18 protein-coding genes and 1 riboswitch are annotated in these 17,970 nt (G+C 46.6%); of the genes, 7 read left to right on the top strand and 11 right to left on the bottom strand.

Annotated elements, in window-relative coordinates; translation table 11 throughout:
• Window positions 1–22: 22 nt before the first annotated feature.
• Together argJ and argC are read right to left on the bottom strand one after the other, a co-directional pair.
• Complete coding sequence (gene argJ, locus DXA57_RS04595) at window positions 23–1,243, bottom strand: bifunctional ornithine acetyltransferase/N-acetylglutamate synthase (protein WP_117765095.1); 1,221 nt, start codon at window positions 1,241–1,243, stop codon at window positions 23–25.
• 115 nt (window positions 1,244–1,358) lie between these two features.
• Window positions 1,359–2,399: an N-acetyl-gamma-glutamyl-phosphate reductase gene (gene argC / locus DXA57_RS04600; RefSeq protein ID WP_117765097.1), complete on the bottom strand. Its 1,041-nt coding sequence runs from the start codon at window positions 2,397–2,399 to the stop codon at window positions 1,359–1,361.
• A gap of 329 nt (window positions 2,400–2,728) precedes the next feature.
• On the opposite strand from argC, the gene DXA57_RS04605 reads away from it, so the two are divergent.
• Window positions 2,729–3,961, top strand: a complete 1,233-nt coding sequence (locus DXA57_RS04605; protein WP_117765099.1) for an argininosuccinate synthase — start codon at window positions 2,729–2,731, stop codon at window positions 3,959–3,961.
• A 52-nt stretch (window positions 3,962–4,013) separates the two neighbouring features.
• Here the strand turns inward: DXA57_RS04605 and DXA57_RS04610 are convergent, their stop codons facing one another.
• From DXA57_RS04610 to DXA57_RS04625, 4 genes are all read right to left on the bottom strand, one after another.
• Window positions 4,014–4,505 (bottom strand): QueT transporter family protein, encoded by a 492-nt coding sequence (locus tag DXA57_RS04610; RefSeq protein ID WP_117765101.1) that lies wholly within the window; start codon window positions 4,503–4,505, stop codon window positions 4,014–4,016.
• A 593-nt stretch (window positions 4,506–5,098) separates the two neighbouring features.
• Complete coding sequence (gene crcB / locus DXA57_RS04615; protein ID WP_117765103.1) at window positions 5,099–5,464, bottom strand: fluoride efflux transporter CrcB; 366 nt, start codon at window positions 5,462–5,464, stop codon at window positions 5,099–5,101.
• A gap of 198 nt (window positions 5,465–5,662) precedes the next feature.
• Window positions 5,663–6,019: a VOC family protein gene (locus tag DXA57_RS04620; RefSeq protein WP_117765105.1), complete on the bottom strand. Its 357-nt coding sequence runs from the start codon at window positions 6,017–6,019 to the stop codon at window positions 5,663–5,665.
• Window positions 6,016–6,702, bottom strand: coding sequence for an MBL fold metallo-hydrolase (locus tag DXA57_RS04625; RefSeq protein WP_117765107.1), 687 nt, complete (start codon window positions 6,700–6,702; stop codon window positions 6,016–6,018). The genes DXA57_RS04620 and DXA57_RS04625 overlap by 4 nt, the downstream gene beginning before the upstream one ends.
• Before the next feature lie 298 nt (window positions 6,703–7,000).
• Window positions 7,001–7,079: riboswitch (glycine riboswitch) on the top strand.
• Between the two features lie 258 nt (window positions 7,080–7,337).
• Here DXA57_RS04625 and gcvT point away from each other — a divergent pair.
• Genes gcvT through lpdA form a run of 6 tightly spaced genes read left to right on the top strand, consistent with a single transcriptional unit; the run spans window position 7,338 to window position 14,126 of the window.
• Window positions 7,338–8,432 carry a glycine cleavage system aminomethyltransferase GcvT gene (gene gcvT, locus DXA57_RS04630; protein ID WP_117765109.1) on the top strand — a complete coding sequence of 365 codons (1,095 nt, stop codon included), beginning with the start codon at window positions 7,338–7,340 and terminating at the stop codon, window positions 8,430–8,432.
• Window positions 8,433–8,468: 36 nt separating this feature from the next.
• Entirely contained in the window at window positions 8,469–8,852 is a 384-nt protein-coding gene (gene gcvH / locus DXA57_RS04635; protein ID WP_117765111.1) for a glycine cleavage system protein GcvH, read from the top strand.
• Window positions 8,853–8,885: 33 nt separating this feature from the next.
• A complete protein-coding gene (gene gcvPA / locus DXA57_RS04640) occupies window positions 8,886–10,202 on the top strand; it encodes an aminomethyl-transferring glycine dehydrogenase subunit GcvPA (protein WP_117765113.1) in 1,317 nt (438 codons plus the stop codon).
• Complete coding sequence (gene gcvPB / locus DXA57_RS04645) at window positions 10,199–11,638, top strand: aminomethyl-transferring glycine dehydrogenase subunit GcvPB (RefSeq protein ID WP_117765115.1); 1,440 nt, start codon at window positions 10,199–10,201, stop codon at window positions 11,636–11,638. Before gcvPA ends, gcvPB begins: the two co-directional genes overlap by 4 nt.
• A 22-nt stretch (window positions 11,639–11,660) precedes the next feature.
• Window positions 11,661–12,656: a lipoate--protein ligase gene (locus DXA57_RS04650; RefSeq protein ID WP_117765117.1), complete on the top strand. Its 996-nt coding sequence runs from the start codon at window positions 11,661–11,663 to the stop codon at window positions 12,654–12,656.
• A 21-nt stretch (window positions 12,657–12,677) separates the two neighbouring features.
• Window positions 12,678–14,126: a dihydrolipoyl dehydrogenase gene (gene lpdA / locus DXA57_RS04655; protein ID WP_117765119.1), complete on the top strand. Its 1,449-nt coding sequence runs from the start codon at window positions 12,678–12,680 to the stop codon at window positions 14,124–14,126.
• A 56-nt stretch (window positions 14,127–14,182) separates the two neighbouring features.
• On the opposite strand, the gene DXA57_RS04660 is transcribed toward lpdA, so the two are convergent.
• The 5 genes from DXA57_RS04660 to DXA57_RS04680 all read right to left on the bottom strand — a co-directional run bounded on the left by DXA57_RS04660 (window position 14,183) and on the right by DXA57_RS04680 (window position 17,955).
• Complete coding sequence (locus DXA57_RS04660) at window positions 14,183–14,500, bottom strand: toxic anion resistance protein (protein WP_158571232.1); 318 nt, start codon at window positions 14,498–14,500, stop codon at window positions 14,183–14,185.
• A complete protein-coding gene (locus tag DXA57_RS04665) occupies window positions 14,478–14,756 on the bottom strand; it encodes a hypothetical protein (RefSeq protein WP_147345656.1) in 279 nt (92 codons plus the stop codon). Before DXA57_RS04665 ends, DXA57_RS04660 begins: the two co-directional genes overlap by 23 nt.
• A 103-nt stretch (window positions 14,757–14,859) precedes the next feature.
• Window positions 14,860–15,894, bottom strand: a complete 1,035-nt coding sequence (locus DXA57_RS04670; protein WP_117765125.1) for an alcohol dehydrogenase — start codon at window positions 15,892–15,894, stop codon at window positions 14,860–14,862.
• Window positions 15,895–15,956: 62 nt separating this feature from the next.
• A complete protein-coding gene (gene selD / locus DXA57_RS04675; RefSeq protein WP_117765127.1) occupies window positions 15,957–16,982 on the bottom strand; it encodes a selenide, water dikinase SelD in 1,026 nt (341 codons plus the stop codon).
• Between the two features lie 202 nt (window positions 16,983–17,184).
• Window positions 17,185–17,955 (bottom strand): accessory gene regulator B family protein, encoded by a 771-nt coding sequence (locus DXA57_RS04680; RefSeq protein WP_117765129.1) that lies wholly within the window; start codon window positions 17,953–17,955, stop codon window positions 17,185–17,187.
• Between the last annotated feature and the right edge of the window lie 15 nt (window positions 17,956–17,970).

Genomic DNA, 17,970 nt, shown 5'->3' on the forward strand with positions numbered 1-17,970 from the left:
TTTTTCCTGTCCGGCAATGTATTCAGGAGCGGTAATCCGCATTGATCTTGACATAGTCATAAGTGAGATCACAGCCCCAGGCAGTTGCAGAAGCTTCCCCCATTTTCATATCGGCAATGGCAGTGACTGCTTTTTCTGAGAGGATCTTTGTCGCCTCTTCCTCGCTGTAACCGGTATCCACACCATTCTCGATGATCTTCAGCCTGCCGGCTGCACTTTCAAAATAAAGATCCACTTTTTCCGGATCAAAGATAACACCGGAATAGCCCAGTGCGCAAAGAATACGGCCCCAGTTGGCATCATGGCCGAAGATAGCCGCCTTGGTCAGGCTGGATGTAATCACAGATTTACTTAAGATCACCGCATCCTCTTTGGTCTTTGCGTGGATGACTTTACATTCAAAAAGAGCCGTCGCCCCTTCTCCGTCACCTGCCATTGTCTTTGCCAGCGTCTCATTCACCTGATAGAGAGCCTTTACGAAGGTTTCATAATCTTCATTTTCCTCTGTGATCACGGGATTGCCTGCCAGTCCGTTGGCCAGCAGAAGTGCCGTGTCATTGGTGGAGGTATCGCCATCCACGGAGATCATATTATAGGTATCTTTTACCACGGAGCTTAAGGCTTTCTGAAGAAGTTCTCTGGAGATCGCTGCATCGGTCATGATAAAAGCCAGCATGGTGCACATATTGGGATGGATCATGCCGGAACCCTTACTCATAGCTCCGATGGTAACGGTTTTTCCGCCCAGCGTAAACTCCACAGCCGCCTCTTTTTTGATCGTATCCGTGGTCATGATGGATTCTGCTGCCAGCGTACCTGCTGCTTTTGTGTCGGAAAGGAGCGGGATCATTTTCTCCACGCCTCCTTTGATCTTGTCCATCGGAAGCTGACGCCCGATAACACCGGTGGAAGCCACCAGGATCTGATCCTCAGAGACATGCAGAAGTTCTGCCGTTTTTGCAGCCGTTTCCCGGCAATAGCCATAGCCTTCCTCACCGGTGCAGGCGTTGGCAATACCGCTGTTTACCACAATGGCACTTGCCTGACCGACTTCATAAACCACATGCTGATCCCATTTGACAGGAGCCGCTTTCACTACATTGGTGGTAAAGGTTCCTGCTACTGCGCAGGGGACCTCACTATATACCATGGCCATATCCTTTTTCTCTTTTTTGATGCCGGCAAAAATACCGGCCGCCTGAAATCCTTTTGGAGCGGTCACGCCGCCTTCGATCACTTTCATATGTTCTCCATTCTGCCGTCAGTCCTCTGACCGCCATTCTTCTTTACTACTGCCTGTGATTTTTCCTCTTATCCGATCTCTGCCGTAAAACAGGTAACTTCCCCTGTATCAAAGATCAGGGAAACATGGGAACCAGCTGCAGCCCTTCATTTTCCGGAAGTCCGAAGAGCAGGTTCATATTCTGTACAGCCTGTCCTGCGGCTCCTTTTACCAGATTGTCCATTGCCCCCATCATGATGATACGGTGTGTTCTGGGATCGATCTTAAAGTTTACATCCACATAATTGCTGCCTTCCACCCATTTGGTCTGCGGGCAGACATCCCGGTCCAGTACACGGACAAACGTTTCCTTTTCATAATATTTATCATAAGCAGCCTTTACTTCCTCATAAGAAACCTCTTTTTTCAGAGATGCGTATGCCGTGATCAGGATTCCCCGGTTCATAGGCACCAGATGCGGAGTAAAGTTTAAAAGAATTTCTTTTCCTGCCGCATAACCAAGCTGCTCCTCAATCTCCGGTGTATGACGGTGGCCTGCCACACCGTATGCTTTGATGTTCTCGTTGACTTCACAGTAAAGATTATCGACCTTAGCTCCTCTTCCCGCTCCGGAAGTACCGGATTTTGCATCGATGATGATGGTATCCGGATCAATGAGCCCTTCTTTTAATAAGGGATAGATAGAAAGCGTACTGCAGGTCGGATAACAGCCCGGATTGGCAATAAGGCGTGCACCTTTGATCTTTTCCCGGTTCAGCTCCGGCAGTCCGTAAACAGCTTCCTCAATAAACTGAGGTGCTTTGTGTTCGATTTTATACCATTCTTCGTATATTTTTACATTTTTAATCCGGAAATCCGCACTCAGGTCAATGACTTTGGCCTTGGAAAGAATCTTTTCATTAATTAAAGAAGCACAGAAGCCCTGCGGTGTGGCGGTAAAGATCACATCCACCTGATCTGCCAGCGCTTCCAGGTTATCATCCTTACAGACATCCTCTACCAGCTGGAACATGTTCTGATAGACACTGCTGTATTTCTTATCAATATAACTTCTCGATCCATACCATTTGATCTCCACATCCTTGTGTGCCAGTAAAATCCGTACCAGTTCACCGCCGGCATAACCGGTAGCTCCGATAATTCCTGCCTTGATCATGTTCTTCTCTCCTCTTTTATCTCTTTGCCAGCATCTGCTGACATATCTTTGAAAATAACAGTTTCTGTTTGTAAAGCGGACATTCGCAGGTATCCGTTGGGGCAAGAAATCTTTTCCCGCAACAATGATGAGTAATTATACAACGGCGTTGTATATTATTCAAGTATTATTTTTTATTTTTTCAAAAAGCACTCCTGCTCACACTTTCTCGATTTTTTTCAATTCCCTATTGCATAATTATAATTTTTGTTGTATAGTAAGCCATATTGAAAAAAGCTTGGGCAGATCCTTTTACTGCCCGGATATTTATTTTCAGGAGGTCTTCTATTATGAAAGAAAAAGTTGTATTAGCTTATTCCGGCGGTCTGGATACCACAACCCTGATTCCCTGGCTGAAGGAAAATTTCAATTATGACGTAATCTGCTGCTGCGTAAACTGCGGACAGGGAAATGAGCTGGACGGTCTGGATGAGAGAGCCAAGCTTTCCGGAGCTTCCAAATTATATATTGAAGATATCATCGATGATTTCTGCGATAATTACATCATGCCCTGCGTAGAAGCCGGTGCTGTATATGAGCATAAATATCTCCTCGGCACTTCCATGGCCCGTCCTGCGATCGCAAAGAAACTGGTTGAGATCGCACGTAAAGAGGGTGCTACCGCGATCTGTCACGGTGCCACCGGTAAAGGAAACGACCAGATCCGTTTTGAACTGGGGATCAAAGCCCTGGCTCCGGATCTGAAGATCATCGCTCCCTGGCGTATGACCGACATCTGGAAAATGCAGTCCCGTGAGGATGAGATCGCATACTGCAAGGCTCACGGCATCCATCTTCCCTTTGATGACAGCCACAGCTACAGCCGTGACCGGAACCTCTGGCATATCAGCCACGAAGGTCTGGAGCTTGAGGATCCCTCCCTTGCCCCCAACTATGACAACATGCTGGTATTAAGCGTTACTCCGGAAAAAGCTCCGGATAAAGAGACAGAACTCACCATGACTTTTGAGCACGGCGTTCCGAAGACTCTGAACGGCAAAGCTATGAAGGTTTCCGAGATCATCACTGAGTTGAACCGCATCGGCGGGGAAAACGGCATCGGTATCGTGGATATTGTTGAGAACCGTGTTGTTGGCATGAAATCCCGTGGTGTGTACGAGACACCGGGCGGAACCATCCTCATGGCAGCTCATGAGCAGCTGGAGGAACTGACTCTGGACCGTGACACCATGGAAACGAAAAAGAAACTGGGCAGCCAGTTCGCTCAGGTCGTATACGAAGGAAAATGGTTCACTCCTTTAAGAGAGGCCATCCAGGCATTCGTAGAGTCCACTCAGAAATATGTGACCGGTGAAGTAAAGATGAAGCTTTACAAAGGCAACATCATCAAAGCCGGAACCACATCTCCGTACAGCCTCTACAATGAGTCTCTGGCATCCTTCACCACCGGTGATCTTTATGACCATCACGATGCAGACGGCTTCATCACTCTGTTCGGCCTGCCCTTAAAGGTTCGTGCAATGATGCTCCAGGAAGTGGAGAAAAACCAGAAAAATTCATAAGATCATAAAAAAGAACCCCTTCGGCTGTTGCAGGACCGAAGGGGTTCTTTTTTTATGCAGTGTGTCTTTTGAAAATCACACCACGATATTTTTCCAGAGCAAAAAGCAGGATCATGCCGAGTACGCCGCAGGATAACACCTCTCCCAGGCCTACGGTAAGCATCTGAAGCGGAATGGGAACATTCACACCGTAACCGTAAAACAGCACCAGGGGCACAACAATGGTATTTGCCACAATGGGGGATACCGGTGCAAGGAATTTGTTTTTCCGGAGTGCATAGGTTCCGCAGGCACCGATCAGGGTAGCCAGGCTTCCGAAGATGATATCCAGAGGAATGGCTCCTCCGAACAGGTTTCCGATCAGACATCCTACAAAAAGTCCCGGAATGGCTGCCGGTGTAAAGTAGGGAAGGATCGTCAGTGCCTCGGAAAACCGCAGCTGCACTTCGCCAAAGGAAATGGCGGAAAATACCACGGTCAGCACCACATAGATTGCCGCAATCGCAGCGGCCTCAACAATAAACTGTACTTTCTTGTCTCTCATATTCTGTTTTCTCCTTTAGTTTTGTTTTATGAGTGGAAGGTTTCGAACACTCAGTTAAAAAGCAGCTGAAACACTGGATTTACCGCACTTTGTCAGATCTTGTGATACGCAAATGATGTACAGGATACCGCTTTTCCAAAATGCGCAATGAGATTTTTTCATGACCGCGTCTTTGCCGATTACCACAAATGAACAGTTATTCTCTATCAACAATGCAACATGGGAAGGTTCCAGAGATCATGGATGCGGATCTTTGTTTTCCCTGTCGATTGAGAATACTTGTAACTATTCAGCAGCCACTGTCCCGCGAGGTGTTTTGGCATGAATATGCCAAAATCACACGAATACTTTTTCATCGGATAATGCAACGACTGTTTTGAAAAAAACAAAAACCAGGTTTCGCCTGAACAATCATATACTAGTTTTTCATAATTGGCAAGTTCTTTCTGTAAATATTTTCTTTTTCTCTAATCCACAGCCTAACGCTCCGCGCACCGGATGTATCTTCATTTATCTTCCTGTGCCTATCGCAGATACTTTTTTCATGCTCATGTATCTCCGATCAGCTTTTCTTTAAGCTTGCACCCACTATCTTATCTTGCGATTAGATACTGTGCCGCATACACTGCGGCCAATGCTCCTACTACGCTTAGTGCGACATAAAGCATCGCCCACCAGCCTGCGCCTCGCTCCATTAGTTGATTTGTTTCCAGTGCAAAAGAAGAAAATGTCGTAAATCCTCCACAAATGCCTACCTTTAAAAATAAGGTCAATTGCGGATTCCAGTCTTTCTTTGCACCAAGAGCTACAACAAGTCCTATCACAAATGCTCCGGTAATATTGATCAATAATGTCTTTACCGGAAATCCACTTTGCGGATTTATCGGGATCAATCCAATCAGATAACGCGCTACCGCTCCGAGGAATCCTCCCATTCCAACTATAATACAATTCATCATTTTACATATTCTCCATTAATTGCATCATCCTAGTACAGTGAATATTAAGTAAGCCACTTTGACTTGTCTGATTTTTCATCTGCTGCGTTGTCGTCAGTCATACGTACATAATTTTTCATTTCATCCTTTTAAACTTTAAAAATCGTTACAGAAAAACCGTTGTAGTAAATAACTGCAACGGTTTCATGATAAACAGATTTACGGCACAATCTCAAGCCAGTAACCATCCGGATCTTCGATGAAATAGATGCCCATCGCTTTATTTTCAAAGCAAATGCACCCCATCTCTTTATGCTTTTTGTGTGCTGCTTCATAATCATCTGCCTGAAATGCCAGGTGAAACTCGCATTCACCCAGATTATATGGCTGTGGATGATCTTTAAGCCAGGTAAGTTCCAACTCAAAGTCACTTACATCATTGCTCAAATACACAATAATAAAATCATTGGTAGTCTTTCGTCTCACTTCATGCAAGTCGAGGGCCTCGTTGTAAAACTGAATAGATCGGTCCAGATCTGATACGTTATAGTTTTCGTGAATCATCTTAAATTTCATACTGCTTCTCCTTTCGCACCTTCTGTGTTTTTGATACGTGACTTATACTGCGGGTATTCCGTAACAAACCGCTTAATCACACTGGCATCATCCCAATAATGCATTGGAAAGATTGCATTGCAATCTACATTTTCAAGAAAATACAGAATACCGTCAGCGTAGTGTTCTTCCTGCCTTGGATCAACAGGAACGAATGCAGCATCAAAATGCATGCCCTTGATTTTCTTGATCTCTGCACGATATGCCGAAGTGAGTCTCTGGTTGTCAGCCTCCGGCTCGCCTTCCCAATACCAGTCATTCAGATCACCGGCATGGTAAACCGTTCCTTCTCTTGTTCTGACAATAAATGCGACACCGCTGTCGTTGGAAAGCAACGTGGCAATCTGAGTACCGTTATCCAGATCATACATTTTATCATGAGCAACATATATGATCTTCCTATCTGGCTGATGATTCCTGCTGCGTATATCTTCTGCCAGAACTGCCTGGTAAGTCATACCCATATCATCAAGAATCTCAAAGACCTTCGGATTAAAATGATCCTCATGGAAATGGCTGCAAAAGACGATCACTTCTTTTTTTTTATCAAGAGGGGGAATTTCGCCCTTATAATAGTCAAAAATATAGTAACAGTCCCGGGTCTCGACCAAAAAGCCACTGTGGTTCATGTAAGTTATTTTCATACTATCACCTGTGAAAAAAATTAACCTGTTTCAGAAATTCTATTTTATTATATGTTTTCACATCAGGTTTGTAAAGTATTAACTCGTCTGGGTATGTTTCTCCTACTGATTCTGCACGCTATGTACACAAAACAGCATACCTATTAAAAATCATTTTATTTTTGACATTATACTGTTCAATTTACCCAATATGTAAAAATATGTTTTTATTCTTTTGGTTATTTTCCCATAAAAATATATGTTTTCCATTGACATCTTCGTCATTTTGTGTTAGCATAAGGGCAATTCAAGACATCGAATGACGAAACTGGGAGAGACACAGAATTGTGCGCCGAAGGGGCTGAAGAACTCTCAGGCAAAAGGACCAGTTTCCGACGAACCTCTGGAAAGCAACGACAAAGTTGCACCGAAGAAGCAACCGATAAAAGAATTTCGGGTAATCTTTCAGGTTAAGATGACAGAGCGCAGAACAAGGATCTAGTTGTTCTGCGCTTTTTTATGTGTATGATGAGCAAAACACAGCATTGTATCTGCATGATAAATCTTTCAACCCTGAAGTTCATCGTCCGTTGGGGGTAAAAAACTTTTGCCCCAGACATCTTGTCATTCGGATGTCAGATAAGGAGGAATCACCTATGGAAAAAACAACACCGCTCTATGCCACCCATCAGGCACACGGGGGCAAGATCGTTCCTTTTGCAGGATATCTTCTTCCCGTCCAGTACCAGACTGGTGTGATCACAGAGCATATGGCAGTCCGGGAATCCTGTGGTCTCTTTGATGTATCTCATATGGGAGAAATTCTTTGTGAAGGCCCCGGAGCACTGAAGCTGCTCAATCATCTGCTGACCAATGATTTCACAAATATGTATGACGGTCAGGCAAGATACAGCCTCATGTGCTATGAAAATGGAAACTGTGTGGACGATCTGATCGTTTATAAGGTCCGTGATGAGCATTATTTTATCGTAGTGAACGCAGCCAACAAAGATAAAGACTTTGCATGGATGAAAGCCCATGAGCAGGATGTGGAAGGAACCACTCTCACAGACATTTCCGATTCCGTTGCCCAGATCGCCGTACAGGGACCGAAAGCCCATGAGATCCTGGCAAAACTTCTTCCGGAAGACGAATTTCCGGTAAAATACTATAGTGCCTGCTTTGACCGTACCATCGGCGGTATGCGCTGCATCGTATCCAAGACCGGCTATACCGGATCCGCAGGATATGAGCTTTATCTTGCAGCCGAAGATGCTGCTGCCATGTGGGAGCTTCTGCTGGAGAACGGAAAAGAAGAAGGTCTGATCTGCTGCGGACTCGGAGCCCGCGACACATTGCGCCTGGAAGCCGGTATGCCTTTATATGGACATGAGATGGATGAAACCGTTACTCCTCTGGAGAGCGGACTTGGCTTCTGCGTGAAATTTTCCAAAGAAGAATTTATCGGAAAAGAAGCTCTGGAAGCAAGCGAACCGACACGGACACGCGTAGGACTGAAGATCACCGGCCGCGGCATTGTAAGAGAACACATGCCTGTCTTCTCCGGTGACACCCAGGTCGGCATGACTACTTCCGGCACCCATGCACCCTATCTCGGATACCCAATCGCCATGGCACTGGTGGACAAAGCATATGCTGCTGTCGGAACCAGACTTGCCGCAGATGTACGCGGCCGAAAAGTAGAAATGGAAGTGGTCTCTCTTCCATTCTATTCCAAAACAAAGAAATAACTATTCATAAAAATAAAATCACGGAGGATCTTTATTATGAACTATCCAGAAACATTACGTTATTCCAAATCACATGAGTGGGTAAAAAACGAAGAAGGAATGGTTGTGATCGGTCTTACCGACTTTGCACAGAGCGAGCTCGGCGATCTTGTATTTGTCAATCTGCCGGAGGTAGATGATACGGTTACTGCCGGAGAAGCACTGGGCGATGTAGAGTCTGTCAAAGCCGTATCCGATATTTTCTCCCCGGTATCCGGAACTGTCTGCGAGATCAATGAAGAGCTTCTGGATCACCCGGAACTGATCAACGAAGCACCGTATGACGCATGGCTCATCAAAGTAAAAGATGTCACGGATGAAGAAGAGCTGATCACTGCTGCTGAGTATGAAACTCACTGTCAGTCAGAAAGCAACGGCTGATCTGCCGGAATTTATCTACAGGAGGTAACTGTCATGGGTTCTTACATACCAAGTACCAGAGAAGAACGTCTCGCTATGCTGGAATCCATCGGCATGCATTCTTTTGATGAACTGTATGCCGATATTCCTGAAGCACTTCGTTTAAAAGACGGTCTGTCTTTACCATCCGGACTTTCTGAACTGGAAGTCGCTCAAAAGATTGAGGAAATCGCAGGGAAAAACACCCGCTTTTCTCACATTTTCAGAGGTGCCGGATCCTATCAGCATTATATTCCGGCTATTGTAAAACAAGTCACTTCAAAAGAAGAGTTTGTCACTGCATATACGCCTTATCAGGCAGAGATCAGCCAGGGATTGCTGCAGTCGATCTTTGAATATCAGACCATGATCTGTGAACTGACCGGAATGGATGTTTCCAATGCATCTGTTTACGACGGTGCAACTGCTGCCGCAGAGGCTGCCGCTATGTGCCGTGACCGGAAACGCGGAACCATCTGTGTCAGTGCTTCCGTGGATCCCAAAACGATCTCCGTGATCCGTACCTACTGTTTCGGTTCCGGAGCCCCCCTTGTGATCCTTCCTGAGAAAAATGGTCTTACAGACATGGAAAGCTGGAATGCTATGGATACTTCCTCCATCGCCTGTCTGATCATTCAGACTCCAAACTATCATGGACTGATCGAAGATGGAGCTTCCATTGCAAATGCGGTACATAATTCCGGCGCCAAGCTGATCGCCAGCTGTAACCCCATCGCTCTTGGTCTTCTGGAAACCCCGGGAGAATTTGGTGCCGATGTTGCAGTCGGTGAAGGCCAGCCGCTGGGACTTCCTATGGGATTTGGCGGACCATATCTTGGATTCATGGCTTCTACCAAAGACATGATGAGAAAGCTTCCGGGCCGGATCGTAGGCCAGACTGCCGATGTGGACGGAAAACGGGCTTATGTCCTTACTCTTCAGGCGCGTGAACAGCATATCCGCCGGGAAAAAGCAAGTTCCAATATCTGTTCCAATGAAGCACTGTGCGCTATGACTGCCGCTGTCTATCTGTCAGCTATGGGTAGTGCCGGACTTGAAAAAGTGGCTGCTTCCTGTATGGCAAATGCCCGCTATCTGCTGGAAGAACTGACTGCTCTCGGATTTACCAGAAAATATACGGGAGAATTTTTCCATGAATTTGTAACCATCTGTCCCTGCGATGCAGCTGTTCTCTCTGAAAAACTGGCTGCACACGGATATTTATCAGGACTTGTGACAGGACAGACAGAAATGCTCTGGTGCACTACGGAAATGAACACGAAATCTGAGATCGATGGTCTGATCGCTGTGATAAAGGAGGTGCTTGCATGAAACTGATATTTGAAATGGGGGCACCTGGAAGAGGCTGCGACCTGATCCCGCCCTGTACAACCCCTGAAGTAACTGTCAAAGTGCCGATGCGTAAAAAAGCACCGCATCTTCCGGAGGTATCTGAAACAGAACTCAGCCGTCATTATACCGATCTGGCAAAACAGACCCATGGAGTCAACGATGGTTTTTATCCATTAGGCTCCTGTACCATGAAATACAATCCGAAGATCAACGATGCTGCTTCTCTTCTCCCCGGATTTACCAACATCCATCCTTTGCAGGATACGAAGGATATCCAGGGTTGTCTGGAAGTACTCTCTTCTATTGAGAAAGCATTGTGTGAGATCACCGGAATGCAGGCATGTACACTTCAGCCGGCAGCCGGTGCCCATGGTGAGTTTACCGGTCTTCTTCTGATCAAAGCATGGCACAACAGCCGCGGCGGCAGCAAACGGACAAAGATCATCGTTCCGGATTCTGCTCACGGCACCAACCCTGCCAGTGCTGCCATGGCTGACTTCGATGTGGTCAATATCGCTTCCGATGAGCATGGCTGTGTAGATCTGGAGGCATTAAAAGCCGCTGTCGGCGATGACACTGCCGGACTGATGCTCACAAACCCGAACACCGTTGGTCTGTTTGATCCAAATATCGCAGAGATCACACGGATCGTTCATGAAGCCGGCGGCTTATGCTATTACGACGGAGCAAACTTAAACGCAGTCATGGGCGTTACCCGTCCCGGCGACATGGGCTTTGATGTCATGCATCTGAATCTGCATAAAACCTTTTCTACTCCTCACGGTGGAGGCGGACCGGGAAGCGGACCTGTTGCCTGCAAAGATTTTCTGGCCCCCTTCCTTCCGGGACTTCGTATTGACAAACAGACAGACGGCACTTTCACAGAAGAGACCGCTGCTCATACCATTGGAAATGTCCGCAGCTTCTCTTCCAATTTCCTGGTTGTTGTCCGTGCCTTCTGCTATATCCTGACCCTTGGCCGGGAAGGTATTCCGGAAGCATCCACCACTGCAGTGCTGAACGCCAACTATATGATGCACAAACTGGCCGGCCACTACAAGATGGCATATGACCACACCTGCATGCATGAGTTTGTCATGACACTGGAACAGGAAAAACATGAGCGGAATGTCTCAGCCCTTGATATCGCCAAGGCATTGCTGGATCACGGTATCCATCCGCCTACCATGTACTTCCCGCTGATCGTCCATGAAGCTTTGATGATCGAGCCAACAGAAACCGAGAGCAGAGAGACACTGGATGAAGCAGTACAGATCTTCCTGGATGTACTGGCAGAGTCCGAAGCTCATCCGGAAAAAATGCACGAATATCCCTTTGAAACACCAGTCCGCAGGTTAGACGAAGTCGGCGCTGCACGAAAACCTGTGGTACGTTACCTCTATAACCCCGAATAATCTCTAGTAGGAGGAAGCCACGATGATACAGACTCTGACCACATATGAAAGCATAACGACCGATCCTTACCAAAATCTTGCCGTGGAAGAATACCTTACCTTTCATACAGAACCCGGAGAGTGCATTTTATACTTATGGCAAAATGCACATACCGTTGTGATCGGGCGAAATCAGAATTGTTGGAAGGAGTGCCGTGTATCGGAGCTGGAAGCAGAGGGCGGACATCTGGTCCGCCGCCTCTCCGGCGGGGGAGCCGTCTACCATGATCTCGGAAATCTGAATTTTACTTTCTGTATGCGCAAAGAAGATGCGGATGTGGACCGCCAGCTCCAGGTGATCATAGAAGCGGTGGCTTCCTTTGGACTGACCGCTGAGAAGACCGGTCGGAACGATGTGGCGATCAACGGGCAGAAGTTTTCCGGAAATGCGTTTTTTGACTCCAAAGGATGTTATTACCATCATGGAACGCTGCTGCTGAATGTAGATACCGCTTCCATGTCCCGTTTTCTGAATCCTTCCAAAGCAAAATTACAGTCAAAAGGTGTAGACTCCGTCCGCTCCCGGGTGGTAAATCTGTCTTCGCTTTGTCCTGAGATCACAGTTGACACCATGAAGCAGGCGATGTTTACCGCATTTTCCAAGGTATACGGCTTGCCTGCTGTACCTCTGTGTGCAGAACGTCTGGAACAGACTGCCATTCAGGACGGCAGAGAACGTTTTTCCTCTGAACGTTGGAAATACGGACCAAAGATTCCATTTACCAACCGGCTGGAACAACGTTTTTCATGGGGTGAGGTCAATCTTGACCTTCATGTAAATGAAGGAATGATCACCGAAGCACTGCTTTCTTCCGATTCCATGGAAGCAGACTGGTTTTCTGATATTGGTACGGAATTTCAGGGTCTTCCCTATCGTACCGATATTCTTTGCAAAGCATTAGATCATTCACTGGAACAACATCTGGTTCCGGAAAATATCCGCGCGGATCTGTGTCGGATGGTACAAGAACAAATTTAACGAAAAGGAGAGAATTGATCCATGGCAGAACTGACAACAACTATTTATGACCTGACTGTCATCGGTGCCGGTCCAGGCGGATATGAAGCAGCTCTGGAAGCAGCAAAGCTTGGTCTTCGCACCGCTCTGATCGAAAAGGATTCTCTGGGAGGGACCTGCCTGAACCGGGGATGTATCCCTACCAAAACATTGCTCCACTCTTCAGAACTCTATACAAAGATCTGCGATGCAGAACGTTTCGGTATCTCCGCAGAGCATGTCCTGCCCGATCTGTCCAAAATCCAGACGCACAAGCAGGCAACCATCACCACTCTGCAAAAGGGCATTGCCGCTCTTCTGAAAGCTGCTAAAGTTACGGTTTATCAGGGACTGGGAACCGTCATTGATACAGGCACAGATGCTTCCGGCAATGAAGGGATCAAGCAGGTACAGATCACATCCGATGGAGCAGATCCTGTCACCATCGAAACACGCCAGATCCTGCTGGCATCCGGCAGTGTTCCTTCTGTTCCGCCGATTCCCGGACATGATCTGCCCGGTGTGATGACCAGTGACGAACTGCTCTCCTGGGATCAGGAACCGTTTTCTTCTCTGCTGATCATCGGCGGCGGTGTGATCGGTGTGGAATTTGCCGGAATCTGGCAGGCACTTGGAACAAAAGTTACGATCCTGGAGGCGCTTCCTTCTTTGATCACCAACATGGACAAGGAACTGGGACAGAGCCTGAAGCAGTCTCTGAAGAAAAAAGGCGCCGATATCCATACCGGTGCCAAGGTACAGTCTCTGGAAGCTGCCGATGATGGCATCTTATGTACTTACACGGAAAAAGACACGGTCTGCACCTGTACCGCACAGGCAGTTCTGATTGCTACCGGCCGAAAACCTTATACGGATGGTCTGTTCGCTGACGGTCTTGCTCCTTCCATGGAACGTGGCCGTATCCTGACAGATGAACATTTTCAGACCAACATTCCCGGCATCTATGCCATCGGCGATGTGAATGGAAAACTGCAGCTGGCACATGCTGCCACCGCTCAGGGTTTTCATGCAGTCCATCGTATCGCTGCGGCATTAGCCGCTGATTCCGCCGGAAAGAACGGCTCCTGTGTGAGCGATCCGGTCCTTGATCTCGTTCCGTCCTGTATCTATTCATCTCCGGAGATCGCTTCGGTAGGTCTGACACTGGATCAGGCGAAAGAACAGGGACTTGCTGCCAAAAGCCACAAGATCCTGAGTTCTGCCAATGGAAAGTCTGTATTATCCTTGCAGGAACGCGGTTTTATGAAAGTGATCTATTTGGAAGAAACTCATGTGATCATCGGTGCACAGCTTCTCTGTGCCAGAGCCACAGATATGATCAGCGAGTTTGCTGTCGCGATTGCTCAAAAGCTCACTCTGGAAGAAATGGCTTCTGTGATCCGTCCTCATCCTTCTTTCAGCGAAATGATCACTCAAGTCACAACTTTGTAACGAAAATGAGCGGCTGTTTTGTAAAACGGCCGCTCGAAAACGTATTCTCCTCTCTTTTATCTGTTGCCGGCTTCCAGCAATGCCTGTTTCAATTCATCTTCGATCCTGGCAAGTTCCTCCTGTGCCTCTGCACGGCGTTTCGATCCTTCTTCATGGATCTTCACCACTTCATTGATCGAAAGAATGATATCTGCATTTACTTTTCGAAGAGTTTCCACATCCACGATTCCTCTTTCGGAAGCCAACGCAGCATCCATGGCTCCCTGCTTCAATGTTTCGGCATTTCGTCTGAACATCTCATTTGTCATCTCATCAACTGCGCTCTGCGCATTAAGAGCCCTTGTCGTATGCTCAATCTCTAATGCCAGTACCATCTGATTTCTCCACATACCCGTTTAAGGTCCGCTGATCCATCCACTCTTCAAATTTTTCAACATCGAGTACCGGCCTGGACGGTGTGACCGGCAATGGTTCCGGTGATGGTTCCACCGGTCGTTCCTTCGATGTTTTCCCCCACGGATCCTCTTCAGATAAAGGTTCTTCGACATCTCCGGCTCCTGCCGGCCCCCTGCCACTTCGAGAAGGGGCTGATACGATCCATGCAATAACCAGAATGCGGACAAAACTCACAGTTTCTCGTTCCTGTCTGCAGACCACGATCATGAAAAATCCCTTTGCGCCCCTCCCGGCTCATCAGCATCGCTGCATTTTCTCTGGCCTGTTCATATCATGCTCAACATTCCACGGCTACTTTGATCACACCGTCTCTCTTATTCTCAAAAAGCTCATACGCTTCTTCGATCCTGTCCAGTGGATATGTATGGGTGATCAGCGGCTCTGTATTGATCTTGCCTTCTGCGATCAGCTTTAAAGTTTCCTCGCAGTCACAGCCATCGACGCCGCCGGTTTTGAATGTAAGATTCTTGCCGTACATATCCGGAAGCGGCAGGATCTGTGCTTTATCATAAAGCGCAACCACTGTCACGATCGCATTTGGTCTTGCACATTGCCAGGCCAGGCGAAAAGTAGCTTCCGCGCCCGCAACTTCAAGAACGACATCCGCTCCTCCATGCTCGCTGTTCTTTTGAACAAAGTCTTCACAGTCTTCCGGCGAAACGGTAAGCACATCCGGATAATGCTCCTGAATAAAACGAATACGGTTTTCATCTTTTTCACATACAATGATACGCTTCGGTTTCTTCAGCATAACGCAAAGCAGTGTGCAGATGCCTGTCGGACCGGCTCCGATGATCAGTACCGTATCCTCTTCTGTGATCTCAGAAATGCGTGCAGCCCAATAACCGGTAGCAAGAACATCCCCTACCAGCAAAGCCTTTCTGTCCGTGACTCCCTCCGGGATCTTATTCAGTCCCTGATCGGCAAAAGGTACTCGCACATATTCCGCCTGACCGCCATCGATACGACATCCCAACGCCCAGCCGCCATTTTTATCTGTACAGTTGTTTACATAGCCTTTTTTGCAGAAAAAGCATTCCCCACAAAAAGTCTCTACATTTACCGTTACTCGGTCTCCCGGTTTTACATGCGTTACCTCTTTGCCAACTGCTTCCACAATACCTACCATCTCATGACCGACCGTTATCCCCGGAACTGCACGCGGAACACTTCCGTGCTTGATGTGCAGATCACTGGAACAGATACTGGCAAGTGTTACCTTTACAATCGCATCCCGTTCGTGCATAAGCACCGGTTTTGGTTTTTCCATTAACTCAAATTTTCCTTCAGAAACATACGTATATGTCTGCATTTTTTATTTTCTCACTTTCTCATACTATTCTTTATAAGATTTCCATTGAACCTATTTCCCTTTTAGGATTCGACAAAAATTTTCCTTTTTTCTGGTCCTGTCACTTCTCCTACAATGGCGGCTGGAAGCCCAAGATCCAGAATTTCAGAAAGAAGTCCTTCTGCATCCTCTTTTTTTACAGACAAAAGCAGACCGCCGGAAGTCTGCGGGTCAAAAAGAAGCTCTTCCATAAAAAAAGACTCCTTTAAAAATTCTACTTTCCCTTTCATATGATTCCGGTTCCTCTGCCCTGCCCCGGTAAGGTAAAACTCTTCCACATAAGAAGGACAGCCCGGTATATACGGCACAGCGCTGCTGTAGATACGGGCGGAACTGTTTTCTCCCAGAAGCTCATTCAAATGGACAAGGAAACCGAAACCCGTCACATCCGTACAGGCATGGGTCTCATAAGCTCCAGCCAGAGCCGACGCATATTTGTTCAGCGTAGTCATAGATCTGACCGCCAGATCATAATCTGCTTCCCGTACATCCTTCATCCGGGAAGCTGTACATACGATGCCGACTCCCAACGGTTTTGTGAGAATCAGTCGGTCACCTGGACAGCAGTTCTGATTGGCCAGTACTTTATCCGGATGGATCACACCGGTGACAGAAAGACCGTATTTGATATCGGTATCCTGAATGGAATGGCCACCGGCCAGGACAGCTCCTGCCTCTTCCACTTTTTCCGCTCCCCCGGTAAGGATCTTTCCCAGAATGTTGAGATCCATACTCTCCGGAAAACAGACAATATTGAGGGCTGTTTTCGCCATGCCGCCCATGGCATAAATATCACTCAAAGCATTGGCCGCGGCGATCTGTCCAAATACATAGGGATCCTCTACCATCGGAGGAAAGAAATCCAACGTCTGTACGATAGCCAGATCATCCGTCAGCCGGTAGATGGCCGCATCATCTGCATGGTCGTACCCTACCAGAAGATCTTTGTCCTGCTTTCTCGGAAGCATCGGTAAGATCCGGTCCAGCACTTCCGGGCCAAGCTTCGCCGTACAGCCACCGCCTTTGCAGAAAATTTTGTCTTCGCTCATTGAAAAAACCTCCCGTTCTTTTCTATTCTTATTATAGAGAAGAACGGGAGGTTTGCAAGGTTATTTTTTCAACAGGTAAGCTAGTTTTTTGTTAAATTCTTCTTCCTTCAATGGTCTGTTTATATACTCCGTAATTCCCATTTCTTCCAGCATCCAATAATCATTTTCACAGCATGAATCCACGATCGCCAATATTGGTGCCTTACTTTTGCAATGAATTTTTATTATAAATTCCAGTTCTCCTGCCTTTAATTTCTGATCCGGTACATCCAAAATTATCAAATCCCGCTTTTTTATTAAAGCTTCCTCTATCCTTTTCAAAGGATAGATATCTATATAAGCACTTTGATGCAGCAACTCTCTCTTTGAGCAATCCGGATACCCGATTTTTTCCGAAAAGACTAATACTTCCATCTCTTTTTATTCTCACATCCTTTAGCAGTAAACTAATCAAAACAACTGCAAGCGTATACATTGTCAGAAAAAGATATTGACCATTTTCTCTCAACTTTAAAATCACAGCCATAATAGCAGTTCCCAATTCAAAGACCCGAAGCTTCTTCGAAAGGCTTTCTTTATATCTTTCCTTTACATTGGAATTTTTACACACTCCAAAACCCGAAATAATAAGAAGCAGTCCACAAATACAGACGAAACTATATGTTTCATCACAGTGTATATACTTTGAAGAAACAAGTCCCACCACCATGACCATCACAGAGCAAACGAAACATTTCCAGTATCTGTCCAGATGAACACCTCCGGCCCATGTTCGAAGAGGAATAAAAATACCGCCCAAAAATATCATTTCCAGAAACATTTTAAGATACAAAGCAATGCCTATACTTGCTATTATGCTTATAAGTATTTCTATACTTACCTGCCAGCCAAATTGATATATTGCAGCATCTTTTTCATTGATAAGTCCTGTTCGCATATAATAATCGGTTAATTTTTTTGCTATTTTTTCCATGCTTTTTCCCACATT

The sequence above is a fragment of the Blautia sp. OF03-15BH genome (assembly GCF_003463065.1).
In the GTDB taxonomy this organism is placed as follows: Bacteria; Bacillota; Clostridia; order Lachnospirales; family Lachnospiraceae; genus Limivivens.

What these genes read in the sequence shown, in the direction of transcription:
- lpdA (WP_117765119.1), top strand. Translation starts at nt 12,678, where the DNA reads ATGGCAGAACTGACAACAACTATTTATGACCTGACTGTCATCGGTGCC.
- gcvH (WP_117765111.1), top strand. Translation starts at nt 8,469, where the DNA reads ATGAACTATCCAGAAACATTACGTTATTCCAAATCACATGAGTGGGTA.
- crcB (WP_117765103.1), bottom strand. Translation starts at nt 5,464, where the DNA reads ATGATGAATTGTATTATAGTTGGAATGGGAGGATTCCTCGGAGCGGTA.
- DXA57_RS04620 (WP_117765105.1), bottom strand. Translation starts at nt 6,019, where the DNA reads ATGAAATTTAAGATGATTCACGAAAACTATAACGTATCAGATCTGGAC.
- gcvPB (WP_117765115.1), top strand. Translation starts at nt 10,199, where the DNA reads ATGAAACTGATATTTGAAATGGGGGCACCTGGAAGAGGCTGCGACCTG.
- DXA57_RS04610 (WP_117765101.1), bottom strand. Translation starts at nt 4,505, where the DNA reads ATGAGAGACAAGAAAGTACAGTTTATTGTTGAGGCCGCTGCGATTGCG.
- argJ (WP_117765095.1), bottom strand. Translation starts at nt 1,243, where the DNA reads ATGAAAGTGATCGAAGGCGGCGTGACCGCTCCAAAAGGATTTCAGGCG.
- argC (WP_117765097.1), bottom strand. Translation starts at nt 2,399, where the DNA reads ATGATCAAGGCAGGAATTATCGGAGCTACCGGTTATGCCGGCGGTGAA.
- DXA57_RS04605 (WP_117765099.1), top strand. Translation starts at nt 2,729, where the DNA reads ATGAAAGAAAAAGTTGTATTAGCTTATTCCGGCGGTCTGGATACCACA.
- DXA57_RS04680 (WP_117765129.1), bottom strand. Translation starts at nt 17,955, where the DNA reads ATGGAAAAAATAGCAAAAAAATTAACCGATTATTATATGCGAACAGGA.
- DXA57_RS04670 (WP_117765125.1), bottom strand. Translation starts at nt 15,894, where the DNA reads ATGCAGACATATACGTATGTTTCTGAAGGAAAATTTGAGTTAATGGAA.
- selD (WP_117765127.1), bottom strand. Translation starts at nt 16,982, where the DNA reads ATGAGCGAAGACAAAATTTTCTGCAAAGGCGGTGGCTGTACGGCGAAG.
- DXA57_RS04650 (WP_117765117.1), top strand. Translation starts at nt 11,661, where the DNA reads ATGATACAGACTCTGACCACATATGAAAGCATAACGACCGATCCTTAC.
- gcvPA (WP_117765113.1), top strand. Translation starts at nt 8,886, where the DNA reads ATGGGTTCTTACATACCAAGTACCAGAGAAGAACGTCTCGCTATGCTG.
- gcvT (WP_117765109.1), top strand. Translation starts at nt 7,338, where the DNA reads ATGGAAAAAACAACACCGCTCTATGCCACCCATCAGGCACACGGGGGC.
- DXA57_RS04660 (WP_158571232.1), bottom strand. Translation starts at nt 14,500, where the DNA reads ATGGTACTGGCATTAGAGATTGAGCATACGACAAGGGCTCTTAATGCG.
- DXA57_RS04625 (WP_117765107.1), bottom strand. Translation starts at nt 6,702, where the DNA reads ATGAAAATAACTTACATGAACCACAGTGGCTTTTTGGTCGAGACCCGG.